Source organism: Achromobacter spanius, from assembly GCF_002966795.1.
Lineage (GTDB): Bacteria > Pseudomonadota > Gammaproteobacteria > Burkholderiales > Burkholderiaceae_B > Achromobacter > Achromobacter spanius_D.
The window spans coordinates 1196653-1219512 of the sequence record NZ_CP023270.1; the positions used below are offsets into that span (position 1 = coordinate 1196653).

The 22860-nt window shown below is 65.1% G+C and carries 20 protein-coding genes and 1 tRNA gene; 15 read left to right on the plus strand and 6 right to left on the minus strand.

Annotated features, from left to right (window positions below):
- The first annotated feature begins 108 nt into the window (after nucleotides 1–108).
- From CLM73_RS05345 to CLM73_RS05360, 4 genes are all read left to right on the plus strand, one after another.
- Nucleotides 109–900 (plus strand): deaminated glutathione amidase, encoded by a 792-nt coding sequence (locus CLM73_RS05345; protein WP_105237613.1) that lies wholly within the window; start codon nucleotides 109–111, stop codon nucleotides 898–900.
- 103 nt (nucleotides 901–1003) lie between these two features.
- Nucleotides 1004–2344 (plus strand): replication-associated recombination protein A, encoded by a 1341-nt coding sequence (locus CLM73_RS05350; RefSeq protein WP_056568621.1) that lies wholly within the window; start codon nucleotides 1004–1006, stop codon nucleotides 2342–2344.
- Between the two features lie 45 nt (nucleotides 2345–2389).
- Nucleotides 2390–3736: a serine--tRNA ligase gene (serS, locus tag CLM73_RS05355; RefSeq protein ID WP_105237614.1), complete on the plus strand. Its 1347-nt coding sequence runs from the start codon at nucleotides 2390–2392 to the stop codon at nucleotides 3734–3736.
- Between the two features lie 234 nt (nucleotides 3737–3970).
- On the plus strand, nucleotides 3971–4219 hold the full coding sequence (locus tag CLM73_RS05360) for a hypothetical protein (protein ID WP_105237615.1): 249 nt from the start codon (nucleotides 3971–3973) through the stop codon (nucleotides 4217–4219).
- A gap of 233 nt (nucleotides 4220–4452) precedes the next feature.
- Here CLM73_RS05360 and CLM73_RS05365 read toward each other — a convergent pair whose 3' ends face one another.
- Both CLM73_RS05365 and CLM73_RS05370 read right to left on the minus strand, forming a co-directional pair.
- Entirely contained in the window at nucleotides 4453–4785 is a 333-nt protein-coding gene (locus CLM73_RS05365) for a virulence factor (RefSeq protein ID WP_105237616.1), read from the minus strand.
- A 296-nt stretch (nucleotides 4786–5081) separates the two neighbouring features.
- Nucleotides 5082–5594, minus strand: a complete 513-nt coding sequence (locus tag CLM73_RS05370; RefSeq protein ID WP_105237617.1) for an ASCH domain-containing protein — start codon at nucleotides 5592–5594, stop codon at nucleotides 5082–5084.
- A 196-nt stretch (nucleotides 5595–5790) separates the two neighbouring features.
- Between CLM73_RS05370 and CLM73_RS05375 the strand changes: the two genes are divergently transcribed.
- The gene (locus CLM73_RS05375) at nucleotides 5791–5988 is read left to right on the plus strand and encodes a hypothetical protein (RefSeq protein WP_056568607.1); all 198 of its coding nucleotides are present in this window, start codon (nucleotides 5791–5793) and stop codon (nucleotides 5986–5988) included.
- A 1-nt stretch (nucleotide 5989) separates the two neighbouring features.
- Nucleotides 5990–7180 carry an amidohydrolase family protein gene (locus CLM73_RS05380; protein ID WP_105237618.1) on the plus strand — a complete coding sequence of 397 codons (1191 nt, stop codon included), beginning with the start codon at nucleotides 5990–5992 and terminating at the stop codon, nucleotides 7178–7180.
- On the opposite strand, the gene CLM73_RS05385 is transcribed toward CLM73_RS05380, so the two are convergent.
- Nucleotides 7177–8079, minus strand: coding sequence for a LysR family transcriptional regulator (locus CLM73_RS05385; protein ID WP_105237619.1), 903 nt, complete (start codon nucleotides 8077–8079; stop codon nucleotides 7177–7179). The genes CLM73_RS05380 and CLM73_RS05385 overlap by 4 nt on opposite strands.
- A 119-nt stretch (nucleotides 8080–8198) precedes the next feature.
- On the opposite strand from CLM73_RS05385, the gene CLM73_RS05390 reads away from it, so the two are divergent.
- The gene (locus tag CLM73_RS05390) at nucleotides 8199–9326 is read left to right on the plus strand and encodes a mandelate racemase/muconate lactonizing enzyme family protein (protein ID WP_105237620.1); all 1128 of its coding nucleotides are present in this window, start codon (nucleotides 8199–8201) and stop codon (nucleotides 9324–9326) included.
- Nucleotides 9327–9507: 181 nt separating this feature from the next.
- Nucleotides 9508–10488 (plus strand): Bug family tripartite tricarboxylate transporter substrate binding protein, encoded by a 981-nt coding sequence (locus CLM73_RS05395; RefSeq protein ID WP_105237621.1) that lies wholly within the window; start codon nucleotides 9508–9510, stop codon nucleotides 10486–10488.
- Nucleotides 10489–10506: 18 nt separating this feature from the next.
- Here CLM73_RS05395 and CLM73_RS05400 read toward each other — a convergent pair whose 3' ends face one another.
- Nucleotides 10507–11349, minus strand: coding sequence for an IclR family transcriptional regulator (locus CLM73_RS05400; RefSeq protein ID WP_105237622.1), 843 nt, complete (start codon nucleotides 11347–11349; stop codon nucleotides 10507–10509).
- A 160-nt stretch (nucleotides 11350–11509) separates the two neighbouring features.
- Here CLM73_RS05400 and CLM73_RS05405 point away from each other — a divergent pair, with 160 nt between their 5' ends.
- The 4 genes from CLM73_RS05405 (at nucleotide 11510) to CLM73_RS05420 (ending at nucleotide 16769) form a co-directional block, all read left to right on the plus strand.
- Complete coding sequence (locus CLM73_RS05405; protein WP_105237623.1) at nucleotides 11510–13162, plus strand: MFS transporter; 1653 nt, start codon at nucleotides 11510–11512, stop codon at nucleotides 13160–13162.
- A 33-nt stretch (nucleotides 13163–13195) separates the two neighbouring features.
- The gene (locus CLM73_RS05410) at nucleotides 13196–14158 is read left to right on the plus strand and encodes a carbon-nitrogen hydrolase family protein (protein ID WP_056568585.1); all 963 of its coding nucleotides are present in this window, start codon (nucleotides 13196–13198) and stop codon (nucleotides 14156–14158) included.
- A gap of 3 nt (nucleotides 14159–14161) precedes the next feature.
- Nucleotides 14162–14779: a flavin reductase family protein gene (locus tag CLM73_RS05415; RefSeq protein ID WP_105237624.1), complete on the plus strand. Its 618-nt coding sequence runs from the start codon at nucleotides 14162–14164 to the stop codon at nucleotides 14777–14779.
- 373 nt (nucleotides 14780–15152) lie between these two features.
- A complete protein-coding gene (locus CLM73_RS05420) occupies nucleotides 15153–16769 on the plus strand; it encodes a methyl-accepting chemotaxis protein (RefSeq protein ID WP_325048252.1) in 1617 nt (538 codons plus the stop codon).
- A gap of 105 nt (nucleotides 16770–16874) precedes the next feature.
- On the opposite strand, the gene CLM73_RS05425 is transcribed toward CLM73_RS05420, so the two are convergent.
- Nucleotides 16875–16965, minus strand: a tRNA-Ser gene (locus tag CLM73_RS05425).
- Between the two features lie 234 nt (nucleotides 16966–17199).
- Between CLM73_RS05425 and CLM73_RS05430 the strand changes: the two genes are divergently transcribed.
- The 3 genes from CLM73_RS05430 to yaaA all read left to right on the plus strand — a co-directional run bounded on the left by CLM73_RS05430 (nucleotide 17200) and on the right by yaaA (nucleotide 20108).
- Nucleotides 17200–18435 (plus strand): cation:proton antiporter, encoded by a 1236-nt coding sequence (locus CLM73_RS05430; protein WP_105237626.1) that lies wholly within the window; start codon nucleotides 17200–17202, stop codon nucleotides 18433–18435.
- 100 nt (nucleotides 18436–18535) lie between these two features.
- Nucleotides 18536–19318 carry a 3-hydroxybutyrate dehydrogenase gene (locus CLM73_RS05435; protein WP_105237627.1) on the plus strand — a complete coding sequence of 261 codons (783 nt, stop codon included), beginning with the start codon at nucleotides 18536–18538 and terminating at the stop codon, nucleotides 19316–19318.
- 16 nt (nucleotides 19319–19334) lie between these two features.
- The gene (yaaA, locus tag CLM73_RS05440) at nucleotides 19335–20108 is read left to right on the plus strand and encodes a peroxide stress protein YaaA (protein WP_105237628.1); all 774 of its coding nucleotides are present in this window, start codon (nucleotides 19335–19337) and stop codon (nucleotides 20106–20108) included.
- A gap of 76 nt (nucleotides 20109–20184) precedes the next feature.
- Here yaaA and CLM73_RS05445 read toward each other — a convergent pair whose 3' ends face one another.
- Nucleotides 20185–22410 (minus strand): FUSC family protein, encoded by a 2226-nt coding sequence (locus tag CLM73_RS05445; RefSeq protein ID WP_105237629.1) that lies wholly within the window; start codon nucleotides 22408–22410, stop codon nucleotides 20185–20187.
- Between the last annotated feature and the right edge of the window lie 450 nt (nucleotides 22411–22860).

Here is a 22860-nt window from a genome sequence, read left to right on the forward strand (position 1 = left end):
AAGCGGGAGCTAGGAGTTTCCCGTAGCCTGGGCCGCGCCGACGGTGGGAAAATAGGTCCATGCTGCGCGCCCCACAGGGCGCGCCCGTGCTTCGACAAAGGAAAAGCCATGCTGAAAGTCGCCCTGGGCCAGTTCGCCGTCAGCCGCGTCTGGGAAGAAAACGCGCAGGTCTGCATCGACCTGATGGAACGCGCCCGCGCTGGCGGCGCTGGGTTGCTGGTTCTGCCCGAAGGCATCCTGGCCCGCGACATCACCGATCCGCAGATCGTGCTCAAGGCCGCGCAGCCGTTGGATGGCCCGTTCATCACCCGACTGCTCGAGGCCAGCCGCGGTTCGGACCTGGCGACGATGATGTGCGTCCACGTGCCGACGGGCGAGGGCCGCGTGTGGAACACGCTGGTCACCATCCGCGACGGCCAGATACTGTCGCAGTACCGCAAGCTGCACCTGTACGACGCCTTCACCATGAAGGAATCCACCAATGTCACCCCAGGCACCGACATCCCGCCGCTGCTGGATATCGGCGGGCTGCGCGTGGGCCTCATGACCTGCTACGACGTGCGCTTTCCCGAACTGGCCCGCCGCCTGGCGCTGGACGGCGCGGACCTGCTGGTGCTGCCGGCCGCCTGGGTGCGCGGTCCGCTCAAGGAAATGCACTGGGAAGTCCTGGTGACTGCGCGGGCGCTTGAAAACACCTGCTACGTCGCGGCCACCGGCGAATGCGGCGAACGCAATATCGGGTGCAGCATGGTCGTGGACCCGCTGGGCGTGGTCACCGCGCGGGCCGGCGAAGCGCCCGCGCTGGTCTTTGCCGACATCGATCCCGAACGGCTGGCCCATGCGCGCAAGGTTCTGCCCGTCTTGGCGAACCGCCGGTTCGGCTCGCCCGAACTGGCGTAGGCTTGGCAGCGTTGCTGCCTCGCGGGGCGGCAGGCAGGCAAGGGGGCTGGGCATGGTGTAATGCAGGCTTGAAATCCTTGCTGTATTCCTTCATCTGCTGCCAATGAGCAACGATCTCTTCGCGGCCGATCCTGCGCATCGGCCTTACGTTCCCCTGGCCGAACGCCTGCGTCCCCGCACCCTGGCCGACGTGGTCGGCCAGTCGCACCTGCTGGGACCCGACAAGCCGCTGCGCGTCGCCTTCGAATCCGGCCGTCCGCACTCCATGATCTTCTGGGGGCCGCCGGGCGTGGGCAAGACCACGCTGGCGCGTCTGATGGCCGACGGCTTCGATGCGCAGTTCATCGCCATCTCGGCCGTGCTGGGCGGCGTGAAGGACATCCGCGACGCCGTGACGGTGGCGCAGATCGCGCAAGGCCAGGGCCGCCGCACGATTCTCTTTGTCGACGAAGTCCATCGTTTCAACAAGGCGCAGCAGGATGCCTTCCTGCCCTATGTCGAAAGCGGGCTGTTCACGTTCATCGGCGCGACCACCGAGAATCCCTCGTTCGAGGTCAACTCCGCCTTGCTGTCGCGAGCGCGCGTCTACGTGCTGCAGTCGCTGACGGCCGAAGAGCTGCAACAGCTGGTCGACCGCGCCGTGCAGGCGCTCAACGAAGGCCAAGACGATGGCGCGGCCATCCGCATCGAGCCCGACGCACGCGAGCAGCTTGCCGCCTGGGCCGATGGCGATGCGCGCCGGCTGATCAGCGCGGTGGAAGTCGTGGCCGAATCGGCGCAGTCCGCCGGACGCGACACGGTGGATGCCGCCTGGCTGGAAATTTCCCTGTCGCAGAACCTGCGGCGCTTCGACAAGGGCGGCGACGCGTTCTACGACCAGATCAGCGCGCTGCACAAGTCGGTGCGCGGCTCCAATCCGGATGCGGCGCTCTACTGGTTCTGCCGCATGATCGACGGCGGCGCCGATCCCAAGTACCTGTCGCGGCGCCTGGTGCGCATGGCGGTGGAAGACATCGGCCTGGCCGACCCGCGCGCCACGGATCTGGCCGTGAACGGCGCAGACATCTACGAACGCCTCGGCTCCCCCGAAGGCGAACTCGCGCTGGCGCAGGCGGTGGTCTACATGGCGTGCGCAGCCAAGTCCAACGCCGTCTACAACGCGTACAACCAGGCGCGCAAATTCGCGGCGGAACACGGCAGCGCGCCGGTGCCCATCCACCTGCGCAACGCGCCGACCAAACTGATGAAACAGCTGGGCCACGGCAAGGCCTATCGTTACGCGCACGACGAGCCCCACGGCTACGCCGCGGGCGAGCAATATTTCCCTGATGGACTCAAACCTTCCTTCTATCGGCCGACCGATCGTGGCCTGGAGGCTAAAATCCAGCAGAAGCTGGCATTCCTGCGAGAGCTGGACGCGCAGGAACGCGCCAAGAACCGGTGACGGGCAAGCCCCGCCGCCATTTTTTGCAACCTCACCGACCTCACCATGCTAGACCCGATACTGCTGCGTAAAGACCTGCAAACCGTCGTAGACCGCCTCAAGACCCGCGGCGTCGCCTTCGACACGGAACGGTTCAACGATCTGGAGTCTCGCCGCAAGGCAGTCCAGACCGAGACCGAGTCCCTGCAAGCCCGCCGCAATGCGCTGGCCAAGCAGATTGGCCAACTGAAGGCCAAGGGCGAGGACGCCAGCGCCGTCATGGCGGAATCGCAGGCTGTGCCCGAGCGCCTGAAGCAGCTCGAGGAAGAGCTGGCCGCCCTGCAGCAGCCGCTGAACGACCTGCTGATGTCGGTGCCGAACCTGCCGCACGCCAGCGTGCCGCTGGGCGAGTCCGCCGACGACAACGTCGAGGTCCGCCGCTGGCTGCCCGGCGAAGCCGGCGCCGACGGCAACCCGCCCGCGCTGGGTTTCGAGGCGCGCGACCATGTGGCGCTGGGCGAACCGCTGGGCCTGGACTTCGACATGGCCGCCAAGCTGTCGGGCGCGCGCTTTTCGTTCATGCGCGGCCCCATCGCCCGCCTGCATCGCGCGCTGGCCCAGTTCATGCTGGACCTGCAAACCGGCACGCACGGCTATACCGAGTGCTACACCCCCTACATCGTCAATGCGTCGACGCTGTACGGCACCGGCCAGCTGCCCAAGTTCAAGGACGACATGTTCGCGGTCTCCAAGGGCGGCGGCGACGACGATCCCAAGGTCGACGACCAGGGCAAGCCGTACGTGCGTGAAGACCAGTACCTGATCTCCACGTCGGAAATCACGCTGACCAGCGTGGCCAGCGGCACCATCCAGGCTGCTGCCGACCTGCCGCTCAAGCTCACTGCCCACACGCCTTGCTTCCGCTCTGAAGCCGGCAGCGGCGGCCGCGACACCCGCGGCATGATCCGCCAACACCAGTTCGACAAGGTCGAAATGGTGCAGATCACGCAGCCGGACCAGTCGTACGACGCGCTGGAAGACATGGTCGGCCACGCCGAGCGCGTACTGCAATTGCTGAATCTGCCGTACCGCGTCGTGCTGCTGTGCACGGGCGATATGGGCTTCGGCTCGGCCAAGACCTATGACCTGGAAGTCTGGCTGCCGGCGCAAAACACCTGGCGCGAGATCTCGTCGGTGTCCAACTGCGAAACCTTCCAGGCCCGCCGCATGCAGGCGCGTTTCCGCAATGCCCAGGGCAAGCCGGAATACGTGCACACGCTGAACGGTTCGGGACTGGCCGTTGGCCGTGCGCTGGTCGCCGTGCTTGAAAACCATCAGCAAGCCGACGGCAGCGTGCTGATTCCGGAAGCGCTGCAGCCTTACATGGGCGGTATTACGGTACTCAAACCCTGATATTCACCGTGAGTCCATCGGCCATATGGCGGATAAAAAAACGGAGCCTTCGGGCTCCGTTTTTTTTTATCATTGCCGACATATTCCTGTCTTTTTGGAACGCTATCGTGCTCGCGTGAGTGCTTGATTTTTGATGTGAGCAATTGTGTATTTGGCATAAAAGGGCCGGATAGTTACGGCACAATACACCGGCGTTCGACACGCGTCATTCACTTATATAACAAGGAGTTGTCCATGACTTCAAGAATGATTGGAGATTTTCGTGTGAGATGCTCTGTGGCAAAGGAAGACGAACAGGGCTATCGGGTGCAGATATGGACCCGCCGCGTTGGCGGTACCGCACCCGAAAAATGCTGGACTGTGCCTGGACAGCTACCCTTTGCAGAGCTGCACGAAGCAGAACAGGAAAGCCGTCATCTGTTCCAGGGCATTAATGGTGTGCGTTTCAACGGTGAACCGGAGTTTGCTCATGCGTCCGCATAATGGTTGGTGGCGAGCGTCCAGTGCGCCGCGCCGCTGGATTGATCTCGTTCAGGAATCGCCGCGTTGGGCCGATGAAAAGGCCAAACCGGTATCGCAACAACCGGCCTCGCTGGCCGCAAAACCTGTGCAGGCACCCGCTGCCTGACAGGGCATCGCGCGGGGCACCGGACATTGCCTCGACGAAATAAAAGGCCACTCGCTAGAGTGGCCTTTGCTTTTGCCGCAGGGCGCAATCAGTGACGGCCGTGACCGTGTCCATGGCCGTGGCCGCGGTAATGACCGTGGCCGTGCCGGGGGCCGCGCCACTCGCGGCGATCGTAATACCGGCCGCCACCGTAATACACCGGGCCCGGGTAAACCACCGGCGGCGCGACATAAACCGGCGCGGGACGGTAATACACCGGTGGGGGCGGCGCCACGTAGACGGGCGCCGGGGCCACATAGACGGGCGCGGGGTAGACGACGCCCGGTACGCCGATGGAGATGCCGACGTCCACGCGCGCCAGGGCTACGCTCGAAATCATCAAGCCCGCGGCGCCGAGACCTGCGATTAGCCATTTTTTCATTTTGCACCTGCCCGCTGCGAGCCGCAGCAAAGTTGAGTATTCGTTGACGCCATTTTCGGCGGTTTCCGCCAGCTATTCGTAAGCATGGCGGCCGCAATGGCGACAATCCGCAACTGCCCCCGTTTAAAAATGCCCGGGGCTGCTGCACTGCGGCAGCGGGCGTCCGCTCTGACGGATTTCGTATTGAAGTCGATTGAAATAGGCTGGAATCAGCTGAAGCGGAGCACTGCCGTTACACCTGGACACCATCTCCAGGCGGGCGGCTGTAGCCGGTGTTGCACCGGCGCGCCAGCCGCCTAGTAATCCGACTCGTTGTAGGGCGTGGTTTGGCGGTATTCGACCACCCACACCCAGGGATTGGCCGCCCACGCATGGGAGCCGTAACGTTCGCACCACATCAACGCGAACGCGGTCTGCAGCGGTACGCCCGGCAATAGTGCGGAACTCTGATAAAGCGACTGTGTGCCTTCGGCGCGCGCGTCGGCCTCGGTCAGATTTTGCAGCCGCTGAATGCGCACGCCCACTACAACGGCGCTCGCAAACGGCGCGCCCGCCTCGTCGGCCAGGATGATGGTCTCGCCCGATTTGCCGTAAGGGCACCTGACCCAACTCGAGGTCTTGCGCATTTCGGAAGGGTTGTCGGGTGATGGCCCCATGGCCACCCATCTGCCCGAGTCCGCGGCGTCCGCGTACCAGACCGTGGTGTATTTGGACGGCTGCGGCTTGAGGATGCGCCGGCTCTGAACCTTTGCTCCATCCAGAATGGCTTGCTTGAGCGGTTCGCTGAATTGAAGTAACTGCCGTTTCATGTGCTAGCTGTATCCCTCGCGATGAACGCTCAGCGCGCTTATTGCTGTTATGGCCGGGGCCGGCACGTGCCACCTGCTTGAGATGTACTCAGGCTCTGCAGGGGGAGTATGACGTGTCACGACTTAGCTGTCAGGGGGGCGAGTCATTTCTGTTGTCTTTTTGAAAACGGCCAGACGTTATTTGTATACTCGACGCATGACTACCGACCTCCACAATCTCAAGCCCGGTTACTACTGGTACACCATGGCCAACGACCCGCTGGCCGTCATCCATATTCATGAAGACGGCGGCGCCACGCTCATGGGCACGGACTATCGCATCGGCGCCGAAGGCGTCGCCGACATGGTCCGGCAAGGCGAGCGCTTCTTCTGGATCGAGCCGCCTCAAGTCTGAGATGGCGGATCTGCTCCTCAAGAACGTTCGCACGGCACAAGGCGAGGGCGTTGACGTTCTGGTGCGTGGCGGCCGCATCCTGCGGATCGGCGCCGGGCTGGATGCCGATCCCGGCATAAACGTCGAAGACGGCGGCGGCGCCTTGCTGCTGCCTGCCCTCATCGAGGGCCATACCCATCTGGACAAGACGACCTGGGGTTCCGCCTGGTACGTGAACAAGGTCGGACCGTCCCTCACCGATCGCATCGACAACGAACGTAACTGGCGCGCCGCCACGGCGCACGACGCCGCCAGCCACTCGCACGCATTGGCGCTCGCGTTTCTGCGTGCCGGCACGACGCGGATCCGCACCCACGTCGACGTCGACACCGACGCCGGGTTGAAACACCTGGACGGCGTGCATGCCACGCGGCAGGCGCTGGCCGGCCGCGTCGAAATCCAGACGGTGGCCTTTCCGCAATCGGGTCTCTTGGCGCGTCCCGGCACGGCCGAACTGCTGGACCAGGCACTTGCCGGCGGGGCCGACGTGCTGGGCGGGCTGGATCCGTCCGCCATCGACCGCGATCCCGTGAAATCCCTGGACGTGCTGTTCCGCCTGGCCGACAAGCATGGCAAGCCGGTGGACATTCATCTGCACGAACCTGGCGAGCTGGGCGCCTTCACGCTCGAACTCATACTCGACCGGGTGCAGGCCCTGGACATGAAAGGCAAGGTCGTGATCAGCCATGCCTTCTGTCTGGGCGCCGTCGACGCCGCGCGTCTGAATGGGCTGCTCCGGCGGCTGGCGTTGCTGGACGTGGCCCTGCTGACGACTGCGCCGGCGTCGCGGCCGGTGCCTGCGGTGCGCGCCTGCCGCGAGGCGGCCGTGACGCTGTTCGGCGGCAACGACGGCATCAGAGACACCTGGACGCCGTACGGCAGTCCCGACATGCTGGAACGCGCGGCGCTGATCGGGCTGCGCAACGATCTGCGCCGCGACGACGAGATCGAGTGGGCGTTTGAGTGCGTGACCCGCGCTGCTGCCCGCGCCTGCGGCTTTGCGGATTACGGTCTGGTCCCGGGCGCACGCGCCGACCTGGTCCTGGCCGACGCCAGCTGTGTCGCCCAGGCCGTGGTGCAGCGCACGCCCCGGCGCCTGGTGGTGTCCAGTGGCGTGGTCGTGGCGCGCAACGGCGAAGACGCCATCGCCTAGCAGGCGCGCGGCGCGGCCGCGGCGCCCAGGCCGAGCTGCGACTCGGCCAATTCCACGAAGGCCCGCATCAATTCCGATCGCACGCCCGACCGCAGCCAGATCGCGCCCACGGTTCTGACCGGACATGGCCCGGGCAGCGGCCAGCGTTTGACGTGCGCGGGCGGCGTGCCCGTGCTGGCCCAATCGGGCAGCAGGGCGACGCCCAACCCTTCGGCGACCAGTTTGGCAATGGATTCGATGCCGTCCAGTTCAAAGCGGACGCGCGGCCGCAGGCTGCGCGCGCGCAGGTAGTCGTCCGCCATCTTGCCGCCCACCACGCTGCGGTCGTAGCAGATGTACGGTTCCCGGGCGATGACGGCCAACGGGTCGTCGACCTTCATGCCGGCCGGGGTGACCAGCACCAGCGGTTCGTGCCGCAGGTCGCGCCACGCGCAGGTCTTGGGAATGGGAAACAGCGGATGCACCAGCAGCGCGCCGTCCAGTTCGCCGGACAGCACCTTGCTGTACAGCAGCGTGGTCGGCGCGGGCTCTATATAGATCTCGATGCCGGGATGCTGTGCGACCCACGTGCGCAGCACCGGCGGCATGATGCCGGTCAGGGCGGTGGGCGTTGCGCCCAGCCGCAAGGGGCCCGCTGGCAGGTCCGTATCCGACGCGGCCGAGCGCAGGTCGCGCACGTCGCGCAGGATGGTGCGCGCGCGTTCCAGGATGCGCACGCCGGCGGGCGTGGGCTTGACGGTGCGGCCCGAGCGCGCAATCAGCGCGCTGCCCACGTCCGCTTCCAGCGCGCGGAGCCGCTGCTGCACCGTGGCCGGTGTCAGCCCCTGATGCCGGGCGGCCTGGGCGATGGAACCGAGCTCCACCACATGCACATACGTCTGTAGAAAGCGCGAATCCAAAGCGGCGTGCCTTTCTCGGAAAATGGTTTTTCCATATTCTAAAGATGCATGAAGATAATTGTTGTTTTCTTTGGGGGCGGGAAGAATAGGGTCTTTCATTGCCACCCAAGGAGCCACCCGTGCCCATCATTGAATCCATAGACGTATGCGCCGCGGCGGTGCCTCTGGATAAAGTCACCTCGTTTTCCAACCGCACCGTATCCACCCGCCACTACGGCCTGGTCAAGGTGCGCTCCACCGATGGCGTCGAGGGCATCGGCTTCTGCTACGTCGGCAGCGCCGGCGGCGCGATCTTCGAGGCCGCCGTCCAGAGCCTCTTGGGCCCCGTGCTGCTCGGCAAGGATTCGCACGCGGTCGAAGGGCTGTGGCAGTCCATGTACCAGGAAGCGCTGTTGCAAGGCCGCCAAGGCACGGTGATGCGCGCGTTGAGCGCGCTGGACATCGCGCTGTGGGACCTGAATGCCAAGACCGCGGGCCTGCCGCTGCACAAATTCCTGGGCGCGGTCGAACTGGAATCCGTGCCGGCCTACGCCAGCGGCGGCTACTACCTCGATGGCAAGACCCCGCAGCATCTGGGCGAGGAAATGGCCAGCTACGTGGCCAAGGGCTTTGGCGCGGTCAAGATGAAGACCGGCCGCCTGTCGCCGCGCGAGGAAGAAGCGCGCCTGAAGGCCGCACGCGAAGCCGTGGGCCCGGACGTCGAACTGATGATGGACTGCAATAACGCCTGGCAGGACGTGACGCAGGCCATGCAATACATCCGCCGCTTCGAACAATACGAGCCGTACTTCATCGAAGAGCCTTTCAGTCCGGATGACATCGACAGCCACGCCAAGCTGGCGCGTCTGACCCATCTGCCCATTGCCACCGCCGAGATCGGCTACGGCCGCTGGTATCACAAGGAACTGCTGGACAAGGGCGCGGCGGGTATCCTGCAGACGGACGCGGCGGTGTGCGGCGGCATCACCGAATGGAAGCGCATCGCGGCCACGGCCGCCAGCTATGGCGTGGTGGTGTGCCCGCACTGGTTCCATGACGTGCACGCGCCCCTGGTCGCAGCCACGCCCAATGCGCGCTATGTCGAGTTCTTCTGGGATGACCAGGTCCTGAACTTCCGCAAGCTGGTCGACCGCCAACTGACCCACAAGCAGGGCCGCGTGATCCTGCATCAGGAGCCGGGGCTGGGGTTCGGCTTTGACGAGCGCATGGTTGAACGCTTCGGCAAGTGGACGCGCGTCGCCCGTTAGGCCCGTCGCCCGGCGCCGCGCAAAGGTCGCATGCCGTGCACATGCGGCAGCGGCGCCGGTTCCTGCAGGCGTAGTACCGAAGGTCCGCATCCAGGTCGCGTCAGACGGCCGGATGCCACAGAGGCAGGCTGTTCCACATAATCAGTTGCCGGCCTTTGGACCGGCGCGCGAGGAGACAACAATGCAACGTAGGCAATTCATGACCGGCGCTGCGGCGCTGGGGGCGGCCCTGGTGCTGCCGTCGGCGGCGCGGGCGCAGGACATGCCGTCCGGGCCGGTGAAGATCGTGGTGGGCTTTCCCGCGGGCGGCGGCACGGACGTGCTGGCCCGGCTGCTTGGGCAGAAGCTCGGCGTGCTGTGGAACATGCCCGTCATCATTGAAAACCGCGCGGGCGCGGCCGGCATTATCGCGGCCGAACAGGTCGCGCGTCAGCCCGGCGACGGCAATACGCTGCTGATGGCGCACGTGAACAGCCACGGCATCGCGCCGGGCTTGCAGCCCAAGCTTGCGTATTCGGTGGACAAGGACTTCACGCCCATCGCGCTGGTCGGCAAGACCCCCACCATCCTGATCGGCGGCGCCAGCCAGCCGGCAAAGACCTTGCCCGAGCTGGTGCAGCTGTGCCGCGCGCAGCCCGGCAAGATCGTGTTCGGGTCGGCGGGCAGCGGATCGGCCCAGCATCTGGCGCTGGAAATCTTCAGGGCGCGCGCCGGCATCGACGTGCTGCACGTGCCGTACAAGGGCTCGGCGCCGCTCATGAACGACCTGCTGGGCGGCCATGTGCAGTATTGCTTCGAGGGCATGACGACGGCCACGCCGCTGATCCAGTCCGGCAAGGTCATCGCGCTGGCCCAGACGCTGCAAAAGCGCTCCAAGAGCCAGCCCAATGTGCCGACGGTGGCGGAGCAGGGCTATCCGGGCTTCGAGGCCAGCATCTGGTTCGGGATGGTCGGACCGGGCGGAATGCCCGCCGCCATGGTCCAGCGCATGAATCGGGATATCGACCAGGTGCTGGCGATGCCCGACGTGCAGGAAAAGCTGGCGCAGGTCGGGGCGGAAGACGGCGGCGGGGGCGTGCAGCGCTTTGCCGAATTCATGAAGAGCGAACAGCAGAAGTACGCCAAGACGATTCAGGACGCGAAGATCGTGGCGGAGGGATAAAGCCAGACACCGCGTTATTTAGCCGGGATCCACCCAGCCCGCCGTCGCCGAGATCGAGCGGGCTTTTTCGCTGAGCAGGCGCGCCGTGCCGGATTCCAGGTCGTCGTCCACCGCGCCTACCGGCCCCATCAGCGTGATGGCGGCCTTCATTTCGCCCAGCATGTCGAAGATGGGCGCCGACAGCGACGTGAAGTGCGGCAGCAGCGCGTGGCGGCAGCGGCTGATGTGGTGCTTCTGCACTTCGTCGCGGATGGCCTGGACGTCCGCCATCGTGTAGGTGTTGCCGGCCGTGCCGCCGTGGCTTTCGGGCGTCGGCGAGGCCATCTCCTGCTCCAGCAGCTCGCGGGTCAGCGCATCGGGCAGGTGCGCCAGGAAATTGCGGCCCAGCGCGGATGACAGCAGCGGCATCACCGTGCCCACGCGCAATTCCAGCAGCGGCCGGCTGCGGCTGCCTTCGACGCGGTAGACGATCGTTGGACCCTTGTTGCCCCACACGCCCAAAAACACCGTGTGTCCCGTGGCCGCGGCCACCTCGGCCATGATCGGGCGCGCCGTCGTGAACACGTCGAATTGCTCCAGCGCGGCCAGGCCCAGCCGCAACGCGTACGGACCCAGGCCGTAGTGGCCGGTGTCGGCGTGCTGCTGCACCACGCCCACTTTCTGAAAACTCACCAGGTAGTAGTGGACGTTGGGAACCGTCAGCGCACAGGCGTCCGCGATTTCCTTCAGCGGCATCGGGCGGCCGGTCTTGCGGATGACGTCCAGGATCCGGAATCCCACTTCGATCGACTGGATGCCCCTGCGCGCCGTGGCCGGCGCCTGTTCCGAATTCTTTTCAGCCTTGCCGGCGGGCCTTGCCATTGCTGCCTCCACTGTGTGCGTGGCGGCAGTGTAGCAGCGGCCTTTCCGCCGATTTCCGGCCCGCGCCGGGTTTCCCCTAGCTTTTTCCCGCCCGGGCTTAGCTTTGATAATAGTTAATGCATACAGCAGTATCAATCTAAAACGACAGGGGAAAGCAAGCATGGAAGCAAATGTCGCAATGCCCAGGATCGACGCCGGGCCGACGCTGAGCCGCAAGGAAGAACGCCAGGTCGTGGTCGCCTCGACGCTGGGCACGCTGTTCGAGTGGTACGACTTTTTCATCTACGGAACGCTGGCCGTCTTCATGAGCCAGGTCCTGTTTCCGCAGGACAACCCCACCGTCGCGCTGCTGGCTGCCCTGGGCGCGCTGGCCGTGGGCTTCATCATCCGGCCGCTGGGCGCGGTGATGTTCGGCTACCTGGGCGACAAGCTGGGCCGCAAGTACACCTTCCTGATCACCGTCGTCATGATGGGCGGCGCCACCGTGCTGATCGGCTGCCTGCCCACCTACGAGACGGCGGGCCACCTGTCCTGGATCCTGCTGCTGACGCTGCGCGTCGTGCAGGGCCTGGCGGTGGGCGGCGAATACGGCGGCGCGGTGATCTACGTTGCCGAACACTGCGAACCCCGCCGCCGGGGCCTGCTGACCGGGTGGATCCAGATCACCTCGTCGGCCGGCCTGATCCTGTCGCTGGTCGTCATCCTGCTCGTGCAGGCCTCGATGAGCGCCGAGGACTTCCGCCAGTGGGGCTGGCGTCTGCCGTTCATCCTGTCGATCGTGATGCTGGCCATCTCGATCTACGTGCGCGCCAAGCTGCATGAATCGCCGGTCTTCACGCGCATGAAGCAGCAGAACCGCCTGTCGAAGAACCCGGTCAAGGAAACGTTCGGCCAGTGGCCCAGCCTGCGTCTCGTGTTGCTGGCGCTGATCGGCGTCACCGCAGGCCAGGGCGCCACGTATTTCACCGGCCAGTTCTACGTGATGATCTTCCTGCAGCAGGCCGTGCAGCTTGACCAGACCACCGTCTACCGGCTGATCCTGATCGGCTTCATCATCGGCGCGCCGACCTTCGTGCTGTTCGGCTGGCTGTCGGACAAGGTGGGCCGCAAGTGGATCATGATGGCCGGCCTGTTCATCGGCGCCGTGGGCTATCACGCGATGTTCAACGTGCTGCTCAATGCCGGCAATCCGGCGCTGGCGCAGGCGATGCAGACGACGCCGGTCAGCGTGCATGCGGACACCAGCGGCGGCGCCTGCGACTTCGGGCTGCAGGCGGCCATGATCGGCAGCCATGCCGACCACAAGAAGGTGTGCGTGCAGGCCAAGAAATTCCTGGTCGGCAAGGGCATCAACTTTGAATATGCCGCGCCAATCCCGGGGCAGGAGATTGCGATGACCGTGGGCGGCGTCACCGTCAACGGCTTTGACCGCGCGGCCTACGCCAAGGCGCTGACGGCGGCCGGCTATCCGGAGAAGGCGGATCCCGCGCGCATCGACCGCGCCACCATCATCCTGATCCTGGTGCTCATGACCGCCGTCGTCGCGATGGTCTATGGCCCGGTCGCGTCCTATCTGGTTGAATTGTTCCCGGCGCGCATCCGCTACACGGCGCTGTCGTTCCCGTATCACATCGGCGCGGGCATTTTTGGCGGTATCGTGCCCTTTACCGCCACGTACCTGGCGCAGGCCAGCGGCAATATCTTCGGCGGCCTGATGTATCCGGTGGCGGTGATGGTGGTCGTGGGCGTGATCGGCAGCTTGCTGCTGCCCAACACGCGTGCGAAGGCCATCGACGAAGATCCGGCCCACTGACAATAACGAGACAAAAAGGAAGCGAGCATCGATATGTCCATGCAAAAGACCTTCAAGGCCGCCGTCATCCAGGCGGCGTCCATTCCCACCGACAGCGTGGCTTGCGCCCAGAAGGCCGCCGCGCTGATCCGGCAGGCGGCCGAGCAGGGCGCCCGCGTGCAGGTGTTTCCGGAGGCCTTCCTGGGGGGATATCCCAAGGGCAATTCCTTCGGCGCGCCCATCGGGATGCGCAAGCCCGAAGGCCGCGACGCCTTTGCCGCCTACCATCAGCAGGCCATCCGCCTGGACGGCGAAGAGGTCGCGCTGGTGGCGCAGGCAGCGGCCGACACCGACAGCTTCGTGGTCATGGGCTGCATCGAAGCCGACGGCGGCACGCTGTATTGCACCGTGCTGTACTTCAACGGCCAGGCGGGCTTGGCGGGCAAGCACCGCAAGCTGATGCCGACCGCCGGCGAACGCCTGATCTGGGGCTTTGGCGACGGGTCCACCATGCCCGTCATCGACACGCCCTACGGCAAGATCGGGGCGGTGATCTGCTGGGAAAACTACATGCCCATGCTGCGCATGTACATGTACAGCCAGGGCGTGGCCCTGTACTGCACTCCCACCGCGGACGACCGGGACACCTGGGTGCCCAGCATGCGCCACATCGCGCTGGAAGGGCGCTGCTACGTGCTGACCGCGTGCCAGCATCTGCGCCGCAGCGCCTACCCCGATGACTTCGAATGCGCGCTGGGCGACGCGCCGGACACGGTCCTGATGCGTGGCGGCAGCGCCATCATCGGTCCGCTGGGCGAGGTGCTGGCCGGCCCGGACTTCTCGGACGAGACCATCCTGTACGCCGACATCGAACCCAACCAGATCCTGCGCGGCAAGTACGACTTCGACGTGGCGGGGCACTATGCCCGCCCTGACGTCTTCCAGCTTCAGGTGGACACCCGCGAAAAGCGCGCCGTCTCGGCCACGGGCGCCGCCGCCGGGCAGCAGGAGGTCTGATCGATGCATTTTGATTTCAACGCCTTGCCGGCGCAGACGGTCTACAACATCCTCACCTCGACCGTCACGCCGCGCCCGATCGCCTGGGTCACCACCGTGTCGGGCAAAGGCGTGGTCAACGCGGCGCCCTTCAGCTTCTTCAATGTGATGGGGCATCAGCCGCCGACGGTCGCGATCGGCCTGATGCGACATGCCGGCGGGGAGTTCAAGGACACTGGCGCCAACATCATCGAGAACGGCGACTTTGTGGTGAATCTGGTGCCGGAATCCCTGGTCCGCGAAATGAACCAGACCTGCGCCGACTACCCCGCCGACGTGGACGAGATGGCCGCGGCCGGTTTGACCGCGCTGCCCGCCACCCATGTGCGTCCGCCGCGCATTCAGGGCAGTCCGGTGTCGCTGGAGTGTGTCAGCCAGGCAACGGTCGTGACCGGCCCGCGGCAGATTGTGGTCATCGGACGCGTGCTGGGCGCGCATGTCGAAGACGCCTATGTGCGCGACGCCGAACGCGGGCACGTGGACACGCCGGCGCTCGGCCTGATTGCCCGCATGCACGGCGGCGGCTGGTACGCGCGCAGTACGGACACGTTCCAGCTGGCGCGGCCGACGTCGCCGGCTTAAGGTTCCGCGGCCTTCGGGCCGCTTTTTTTGCCTGCGTTTTGCTGGTGAATCCGGTCGCCGGGAGCGGCTTTTTTACAACGCTGTCGTCGCCTTTCACGCAATGCGAGGAGATTGCGTCAATAACGCCTTCATTTCCCGCGATGCCGCCGAAATCCGGACTGCTAGCATCCGTTCGACCGTCGCGAGAACCCTCGGCAAACCGACCTCTCCGCCGGCAATTTCAGACACAACGGACACCATAATTGGGGGCGGATAACCAGGGGCTTGCGAGCATCTGGCTTGAATTGGCGGCGGCGCAATCCCGCCGCCGAGGCATCCGCCCGAGCACGCATTCACACTTGCCCTGGAAGTCGCCGGAGGCAGTATGAAAAACATGAAGCTTGGAACCCGCCTTGCGGGTGGTTTCGCCATCTTGCTGGCCATGATCATGGTCATGTGCATCGTCGGGCTCGTCAGCCTGGCCAACATCAACGACTCGGTCGAAACGCTGACGCAGCGTTCCCTCACGAAGGAACGCCTGATCAACGATTGGGCGCGCAACATCCAGTCCGGCGTCACCCGGACCACCGCGATCGCCAAGAGCGCCGACACCAGCCTGGCAGGCTTCTTCACCGAGGAAGCCGCGGCATCGACCCGCAACTCGTCGGCCTTGCAGCAGAAGATCGAACCGCTGATCGAGAGCGACGAGGAAAAGACGCTGTGGCAGGGCATCAGCAAGGCGCGTGCAGACTACCTGCGTATTCGCGACGGCATCTTCAAGGCCAAGCAGGAAGGCAACGTGGACGCCGCCAACAAGATCTTCACGCAGGAGTTCGTACCCGCGACGCGCCAGTTCATCGACAACATCAATCGCCTGTCTGAACTGCAGCGCGCCGATATCGACGCGCGCGCCACGGACATCGAAGCCTCCTACGGCACCGCGAACCTGTGGATGATCGTGATCGGCTGCTTTGCCGTGGTGTGTGGCCTCTTGATGTCAGTGCTGCTGACGCGCAGCATCACCCGCCCGCTGTCCGACGCCGTGCGCGTCGCGCGCACGGTTGCCGCGAACGACCTGACCAGCACCATCGTCGTGCGCTCGCGTGACGAGATCGGCCAGCTGATGGCGGCGCTGGAATCCATGAACGCCAACCTGGCCAGCACCGTCGCCCGAATCCGAACAGGCGTGGACAGCATCGCGTCCGCGTCCGGCGAGATCGCGGCAGGCAACACCGACCTGTCCTCGCGCACCGAACAGCAGGCCGCCTCGCTGGAGGAAACCGCTGCTTCAATGGAGCAGCTGTCGTCCACGGTCAAGCAGAACGCCGACAGCGCCAAGCAGGCCAACCAGCTTGCCGCGGCCGCCTCGGAAACCGCGTCGCGCGGCGGCGCCACCGTGTCGGAGGTCGTGAGCACCATGACGGCCATCTCCGCCAGCTCGGTGAAGATCTCGGACATCGTGTCGGTCATCGACGGCATCGCGTTCCAGACCAACATCCTGGCGCTGAACGCCGCCGTGGAAGCCGCGCGCGCCGGCGAGCAGGGCAAGGGCTTTGCCGTCGTCGCCGCCGAGGTGCGGACGCTGGCGCAGCGCAGTGCCCAGGCCGCCAAGGAAATCAAGGTCCTGATCGAAGACACGGTGCAGAAGATCAGCCAGGGCTCGGGCAGCGCCGAACGCGCCGGCGCCACCATGCAGGAGATCGTCAGTTCCGTGCAGCGCGTGACCGACATCATGGGCGAAATCGCCGCAGCCTCGGCAGAGCAGGCCGACGGCATTGAACAGGTCAACCGCGCAGTGTCGCAGATGGACGAAGTGACCCAGCAGAACGCGGCGTTGGTCGAAGAGGCCGCTGCCGCTGCGGGGTCGATGCAGGATCAATCGGCGGATCTGACGCGGGCGGTGAGCGCATTCAGGTTGCCGGGCGGCGGGGAGCGGGCGCTGGCCGTCGAGACGGTGTCGTCCATCCAGGACGGCGGGGCGCAGGCATCGCTGCGGCTGGCTGCTTATTGAGCGGCTGCTTATTGAGTGGCTGCTTATTGAGCATGCAGCACGGCGTGAATACGCCGTGCAAAGAAAAAAGCCCCTGATTTCTCAGGGGCTTCATTCTTCAATACTTGGCGGAGAGGGTGGGATTCGAACCCACGGTACGGGGATACCGTACGCCTGATTTCGAGTCAGGTACATTCGACCACTCTGCCACCTCTCCGTGGCTGGGTTCCGCAGCGGTGAACTTTTGCTTTCACAAAATTCACTAAAGATCCCTGGTCGGAAGGATCTTCGTTGTCGGAGCAGCGAAGCCCGCAATTCTACAGGATTTTTTTCTTTTGTGTAAAGGGGGGTGGAAAAAGAACGGGTAAAAGGACCACAGCGGGTTTCATCCGGCTTTCAGTCGGCGCAATCTTTGGCCAGAATTCACCCCATTCCGCCCTCTGCCCATTCCATGGACCTCATCCTCATTCTTCTGCTTGCGGCTGTGCTTTGCGTGCCTGTCACGCAAAGACTGGGGCTGGGCGCCATTCCGGGCTACCTGATCGCGGGCGTTCTCGTCGGCCCATCGTGTTTGAAGCTGGTCACGAACGTGGACACGATGATCGGCGTCTCGCAGTGGGGCGTCGTGATGATGCTGTTCATCATCGGGCTGGAACTGTCGCCCAAGCGCCTGTGGGCGATGCGCAACGAAGTCTTCATTCTGGGCACCCTGCAGATGCTGGTCTGCGGCCTGTTGCTGGGGGTGGTGTTCGGCGCGGCGCTGCGGCATCTGGCGGGCATGGAGTGGCAGGCGGCGGTGCTGTGCGGTCTGTCGCTCGCGCTGTCGTCCACGGCGGTGGCGCTGCGGCTGCTGGACGAGCGCCAGTTGACCCGCACCCCGTTGGGACGCTCGGCGCTGGGCGTGCTGCTGTTCCAGGACATGGCCGCGATTCCGATGCTGGTCGCCGCCGGCCTGCTGGGGTCGGACGGGACATCTGCCCCGTCCTTCAAGGAAGCGCTGGTGGCGGTGGCGGTCGTGGCGCTGGCCTATCGGCTTCGCCTCCTGGGCTGGGCGGCCAAGGCGGAATTGAATGAACTCTTTACCGCCGCGGCACTGCTGATGGTGGTGGGCGCGGCCCAGTTGTTCGACTATGCGGGCCTGTCGGCCGGCCTGGGCGGCTTCCTGGTGGGCGTGCTGATGGCCGAGTCGCGCTACCGGCACGAACTGGAAAAAGCGATCGACCCGTTCAAGGGCTTGCTGCTGGGCCTGTTCTTCGTGGCCATCGGCATGTCCATCAACCTGAAGGTGGTGGCCAATCATTGGGTGTTCATCTGCGCGGGCGTGGCGGCGCTGCTGGCGGTGAAGGCCGTCATCCTTTATGGATTCGCGCGCTTTCTTGGACTGCCGCGCTACCACCGGCTGCTGTTTGCGCTGGTGCTGGCCCAGGGCGGCGAGTTCAGCTTTGCAATCTTCAACGAAGCGTGGGACAACCATCTGGTGAATCTGGAGCAGCGCGACGTGCTGTCAGTGATCGTCGCGGTGTCGATGGGCGTCGTGCCGGTGCTGATCAAGGTGCTGGAACGCGTGCCGGAAAAATACGGCGGCATGGCGGGCCTGCCCGTGACAGAGGCGTTACCGGTCACCGACTCGCCGCCGGCTGCCGACGCTGCGGCCTCCTCTCCCGCGGACAAGCCGCCCGTTGCTTGACCCCGCGGCGGGTAAGGGCATGGCATGATTGGCGCCTTGCCGGGCAGCTACACTTGAAGCCCGTTTCGTTTTCCCCACGCCAGCTCACAGGAGAAAGCTCATGCTCAAAGGAAAAGTAGCGCTTGTCACCGGTTCCACCAGCGGCATCGGCCTGGGTATTGCCACGGCCTTCGCCGAGCAGGGTGCCGATATCGTCCTGAACGGTTTTGGCGACGCGGCCGAAATCGAAAAGCTGCGCGCGGAACTTGCCGCCAAGCATGGCGTGAAGGTCATCTATGACGGCGCGGATCTTTCCAAGGGCGCGGCCGTGCGCGAACTGGTCGAGAGCACGGTGCGCCAGCTTGGCCGCATCGACATCCTGGTCAACAACGCCGGCATCCAGCACACCGCGCTGATCGAAGACTTCCCGGCCGAAAAGTGGGACGCCATCCTGGCGCTGAATCTGTCCGCCGTGTTCCACGGCACCGCTGCCGCCTTGCCGCACATGAAGAAGCAGGGTTCTGGCCGCATCATCAATATCGCGTCCGCGCATGGCCTGGTGGCCTCGGCCAGCAAGTCGGCCTACGTGGCCGCCAAGCACGGCGTCGTGGGATTCACCAAGGTCACGGCGCTGGAAACGGCCGGGCAGGGCATCACCGCCAACGCCATCTGCCCGGGCTGGGTGCGCACCCCGCTCGTCGAAAAGCAGATCACCGCCCTGGCTGAAAAGAATGGCGTGGACCAGGAAGCCGCGGCCCGCGATTTGCTCAGCGAAAAGCAGCCGTCGCTGCAATTCGTGACGCCGGAACAACTGGGCGGCACCGCCGTGTTCCTGGCCTCGGACGCCGCCGCACAAATCACCGGCACGACCATCTCCGTCGACGGCGGCTGGACGGCGCGCTAAATCAAGGAAACCCTGAATGCTGTTGTTGCTTTCCCCCGCCAAGAAGCTGGACTACGACTCGCCGCTGCACGTCGAGACGCACACCCAGCCGATGTTCGTGGATCAGGCCGCTGGCCTGATCAAGGTCCTGAAGACCAAGACCGCCGAGGACATCTCGGCACTCATGAGCCTGAGCCCGGCCCTGTCCGAGCTGAACGTCCAGCGCTACGCGCACTGGAAGCGCAGCTTCACGCAGGCCAACTCGCGCCAGGCCGTGCTGGCCTTCAATGGCGACGTCTACGAAGGCCTGGACGCCGCCACCCTGTCGGCCAAGCAGCTCGACTGGGCGCAGGATCACGTCGCCATCCTGAGCGGCCTGTACGGCGTGCTGCGCCCGCTCGACCTGATGCAGCCGTACCGTCTGGAAATGGGCACGCGGCTGGAGAACCCCAAGGGCAAGAACCTGTACGAGTACTGGGGCAGCACCATCGCGGACTACCTGAACGAGCGCCAGGCCGGCCAGAAGTCGCCGGTCATCATCAACCTGGCCTCCGAGGAATACTTCAAGTCCGTCGACCTGAAGGCCTTGAAGGCACGGGTCGTGCAGTGCGTGTTCCAGGACTGGAAGAACGGCGCCTGGAAGATCATCAGCTTCCATGCCAAGCGCGCACGTGGGCTGATGGCGCGCTACGCCATCCAGCACAAGGTCTCCAAACCGGAAGGGCTGCAGGGGTTTGATCTGGAAGGCTACGCGTACGACGCCTCGGCGTCGTCGGCGGACAAGCTGGTGTTCCGGCGCAAGCTGGACTGACGCGGCTTTGCTTCAACAGGAGTGCCGGCCGGGCGGATGCCCAGCCGGCATTTTTTTCGCTTGAAATGACGCCGGCTTACGACGCCGCCGCCGCCACCGGCGGCGTATGTAGCGGATCGGCCAGCGCCTGCAGTTCCTGGCGGATCATGTGGGTGGCCTTGAGCATCTGCTTCACGGGATAGACCAGCGCGGCCTGATCCCCCGCCGTGTCGAACTGCGTGGGCAGGTCCAGCGGCACGCGCGGGGTGTTCTCATCCAGCAGGACGGTCATGCCGTCCAGCGCCTGCCGGACCGGCTCGGGCGTGGCGGGCAGCGCCGCAAGAATCGGAATTGCGGCGGTGATCTGCGAGGCCAGCACGTGGTTCTGGATCAGCAGATTGTTCAGCTCCGGCACGTCGACTTGATGCGACTTGGGCTCGCTCATCATGCGGTAGAACGCTTCCGCGAAATTGCTGAAGGCGATGTGCACGTTTTTGCGCGCCAGGCGCCAGGCCAGGTCGGCGTCGATGACGGCGGGCGTGTCGGCGGCGGCTCCGCCCACCGGCGCGCCGTGCGCCTGCATGGCTTCGACGTAGCGCAGGCCGGCCAGCAGATACTCGCGGTTGGCGCGGGTCGCGGCCGAGGCCAGCGGCTTCAGGTAGCGCGCCTCCCACCACGGCAGGATGTAGCTGCAGACCAGCGCCAGCGCGCAGCCCAGCAGCGTGTCGATGGCGCGTTCGCCGATCACCGACATGGACACGGTGCCCGGCGACACGAAATGGAACACCAGCACCACGAACAGCGTGTTGAAGATGGCGCTGGCCATGTAGTTGAGCTGCACCAGGCTGTTGCCCATGATGCAGGCGCCCAGCAGGACGGCGAACAGGATGCTCGGCTCGTCGGTCACGTTGAACAGCAGCAGCGCGGCGATGCAGCCGATCAGGGTGCCCATCAACCGCCAGCCATTGCGCTGGCGCGTCAGCGCGAAGCCGGGCTTCATGATGATCACGATGGTCAGCATGATCCAGTAGTTGTGCGCCGAGAACTCGGGCGACAGCCAGCGGCTGGCCAGCGTCATGGCGATGGCTGCGGCGGCCGTCACGCGCAGCGCATAGCGAAAGTGCGGCGAATCCAGCCGCAGGTTGCTGGTCAAGAGGCCAAAGCGGAATTCCTGGCGCGAAATGAATCGCGTCAGGGACTTGTTGATGCGCAGCACGTCGGTGGGCTTGGCATCGGGCGAGGCCGCGGTGTGGTCGGCCAGCCGGTCCACGATGCGCGCCGAATTGCGCAGGCGCCGCAGCACCTGGATGATGAGCGCCAGCATCTCCGGATCGCGTTCGCCCAGCCCCTGCTGCTTGAGCTGCTCGATCTCGTATTCGATGGCGCGCAGCTCGGCCTTGGCGCTGCTGCGGTACTGCACCTTGCGCCCGCGCGACACGTCCAGCGCGATGCGGTTCAGTTCCAGCGACATCTTCACCAGCGCGTCGCGCATGAACATGAGGCAGTCGTTGCCGGCCAGCGTGCGGCGCAGCGCCGCGTAGTCGGTGTGCGTGGCGACCAGCGTGTCCAGCAGCTGCAGCATGTCCACGAACATGTTCCAGATCATCACGCGCTGGCGATCGCCCAGGCCCTTGCCGCGGGGCAGGGCGCGCAGCACCATGTCGCGCGCGGCCTGATGCTTTTCGGTCATGACGGACTGGCGCTGGATCAGATCGCGATAGGCCTCGTCCAGATCGGACGTTTCGTCGTAGAAGCTCGCGCGAGCGGCCACGTAGTCGGCGGTGGCAAACAGCGCGACGGACATCGCCTGCTGCTCTTCGCGCAGCCAGAACAGGCGCGAAAACCCCAGGCTGAACACCACATAGAACAGCGCGCCGCCCAGCGTGGCGGCGGCGTGGGCCAGCACTTCGTGCGGCGCCAGCGGCGAGTGCATGGTCAGCGTCATCAGCAGGAGGCCCGCAAAGCCGATCAGGCCGCCGCGTTTGCCGAACACCGTGAACATCGAATAGACGAAGCACTGCGCAATGACCGCCAGCCAGATCAGCACCGGATGCGAGGACGCCAGCCCCGTGATGATGACGGTGATCGTGCCCAGCGCCGCGCCGCCCAGCATTTCATTGGTGCGGTGCCGCTGCGGGCCGCCCGGCTGGTCGATGATCGCCAGGCATTGGGCGCCGAAGGTCGCCACCAGCCCGGTTGTGTAATTGCCGAAGATGCCGCCCAGCACCAGCACGGGCAACAGCATGCCGACCCCCTGGCGCACTCCTCCGAAGAAGTAGTGGCTATAGAGGAAGCGGCGAATGCTGGCAATGCGTAAATCCATGGGCGGCGGCTCGGTTCTGGACGACGCAACAAGTATAGAGAGGCCATCGCGGGTTTTGGGGCCGGATAGTGACCGAACCTTCCACGCAACGGTCGGCGAAAGTCGATTTGCCACCTTTGACGCAACGCGGTAAATTGCTCCACTTGCTTCGGTCTGCCTATCCGATACCGGAGCGTTGATGCGAACGGCCAGGGTCACATCCCAGCCGTTGTGCAGCAAGTCTCACCTGCCGTTGGCCGCGCCACAAGCGTGTGTTGCCAAGGCTTCCATTTCGACCTCCAGCGTCCCCCAGGGGCGTTTGCACTGCGTTCTGTCGAGCGTGTGCCGGGTCGGCAAGGTGTCCGGGTGGCGTGGCTCCGTGAGCCGCTAAGCGCCGGATCATGTTGTCGTAACCGGTATGGGTTCAGTTGCCGCCGTATCCGGGCGCGCAGCAGTCAGGGTTGCAGGGCC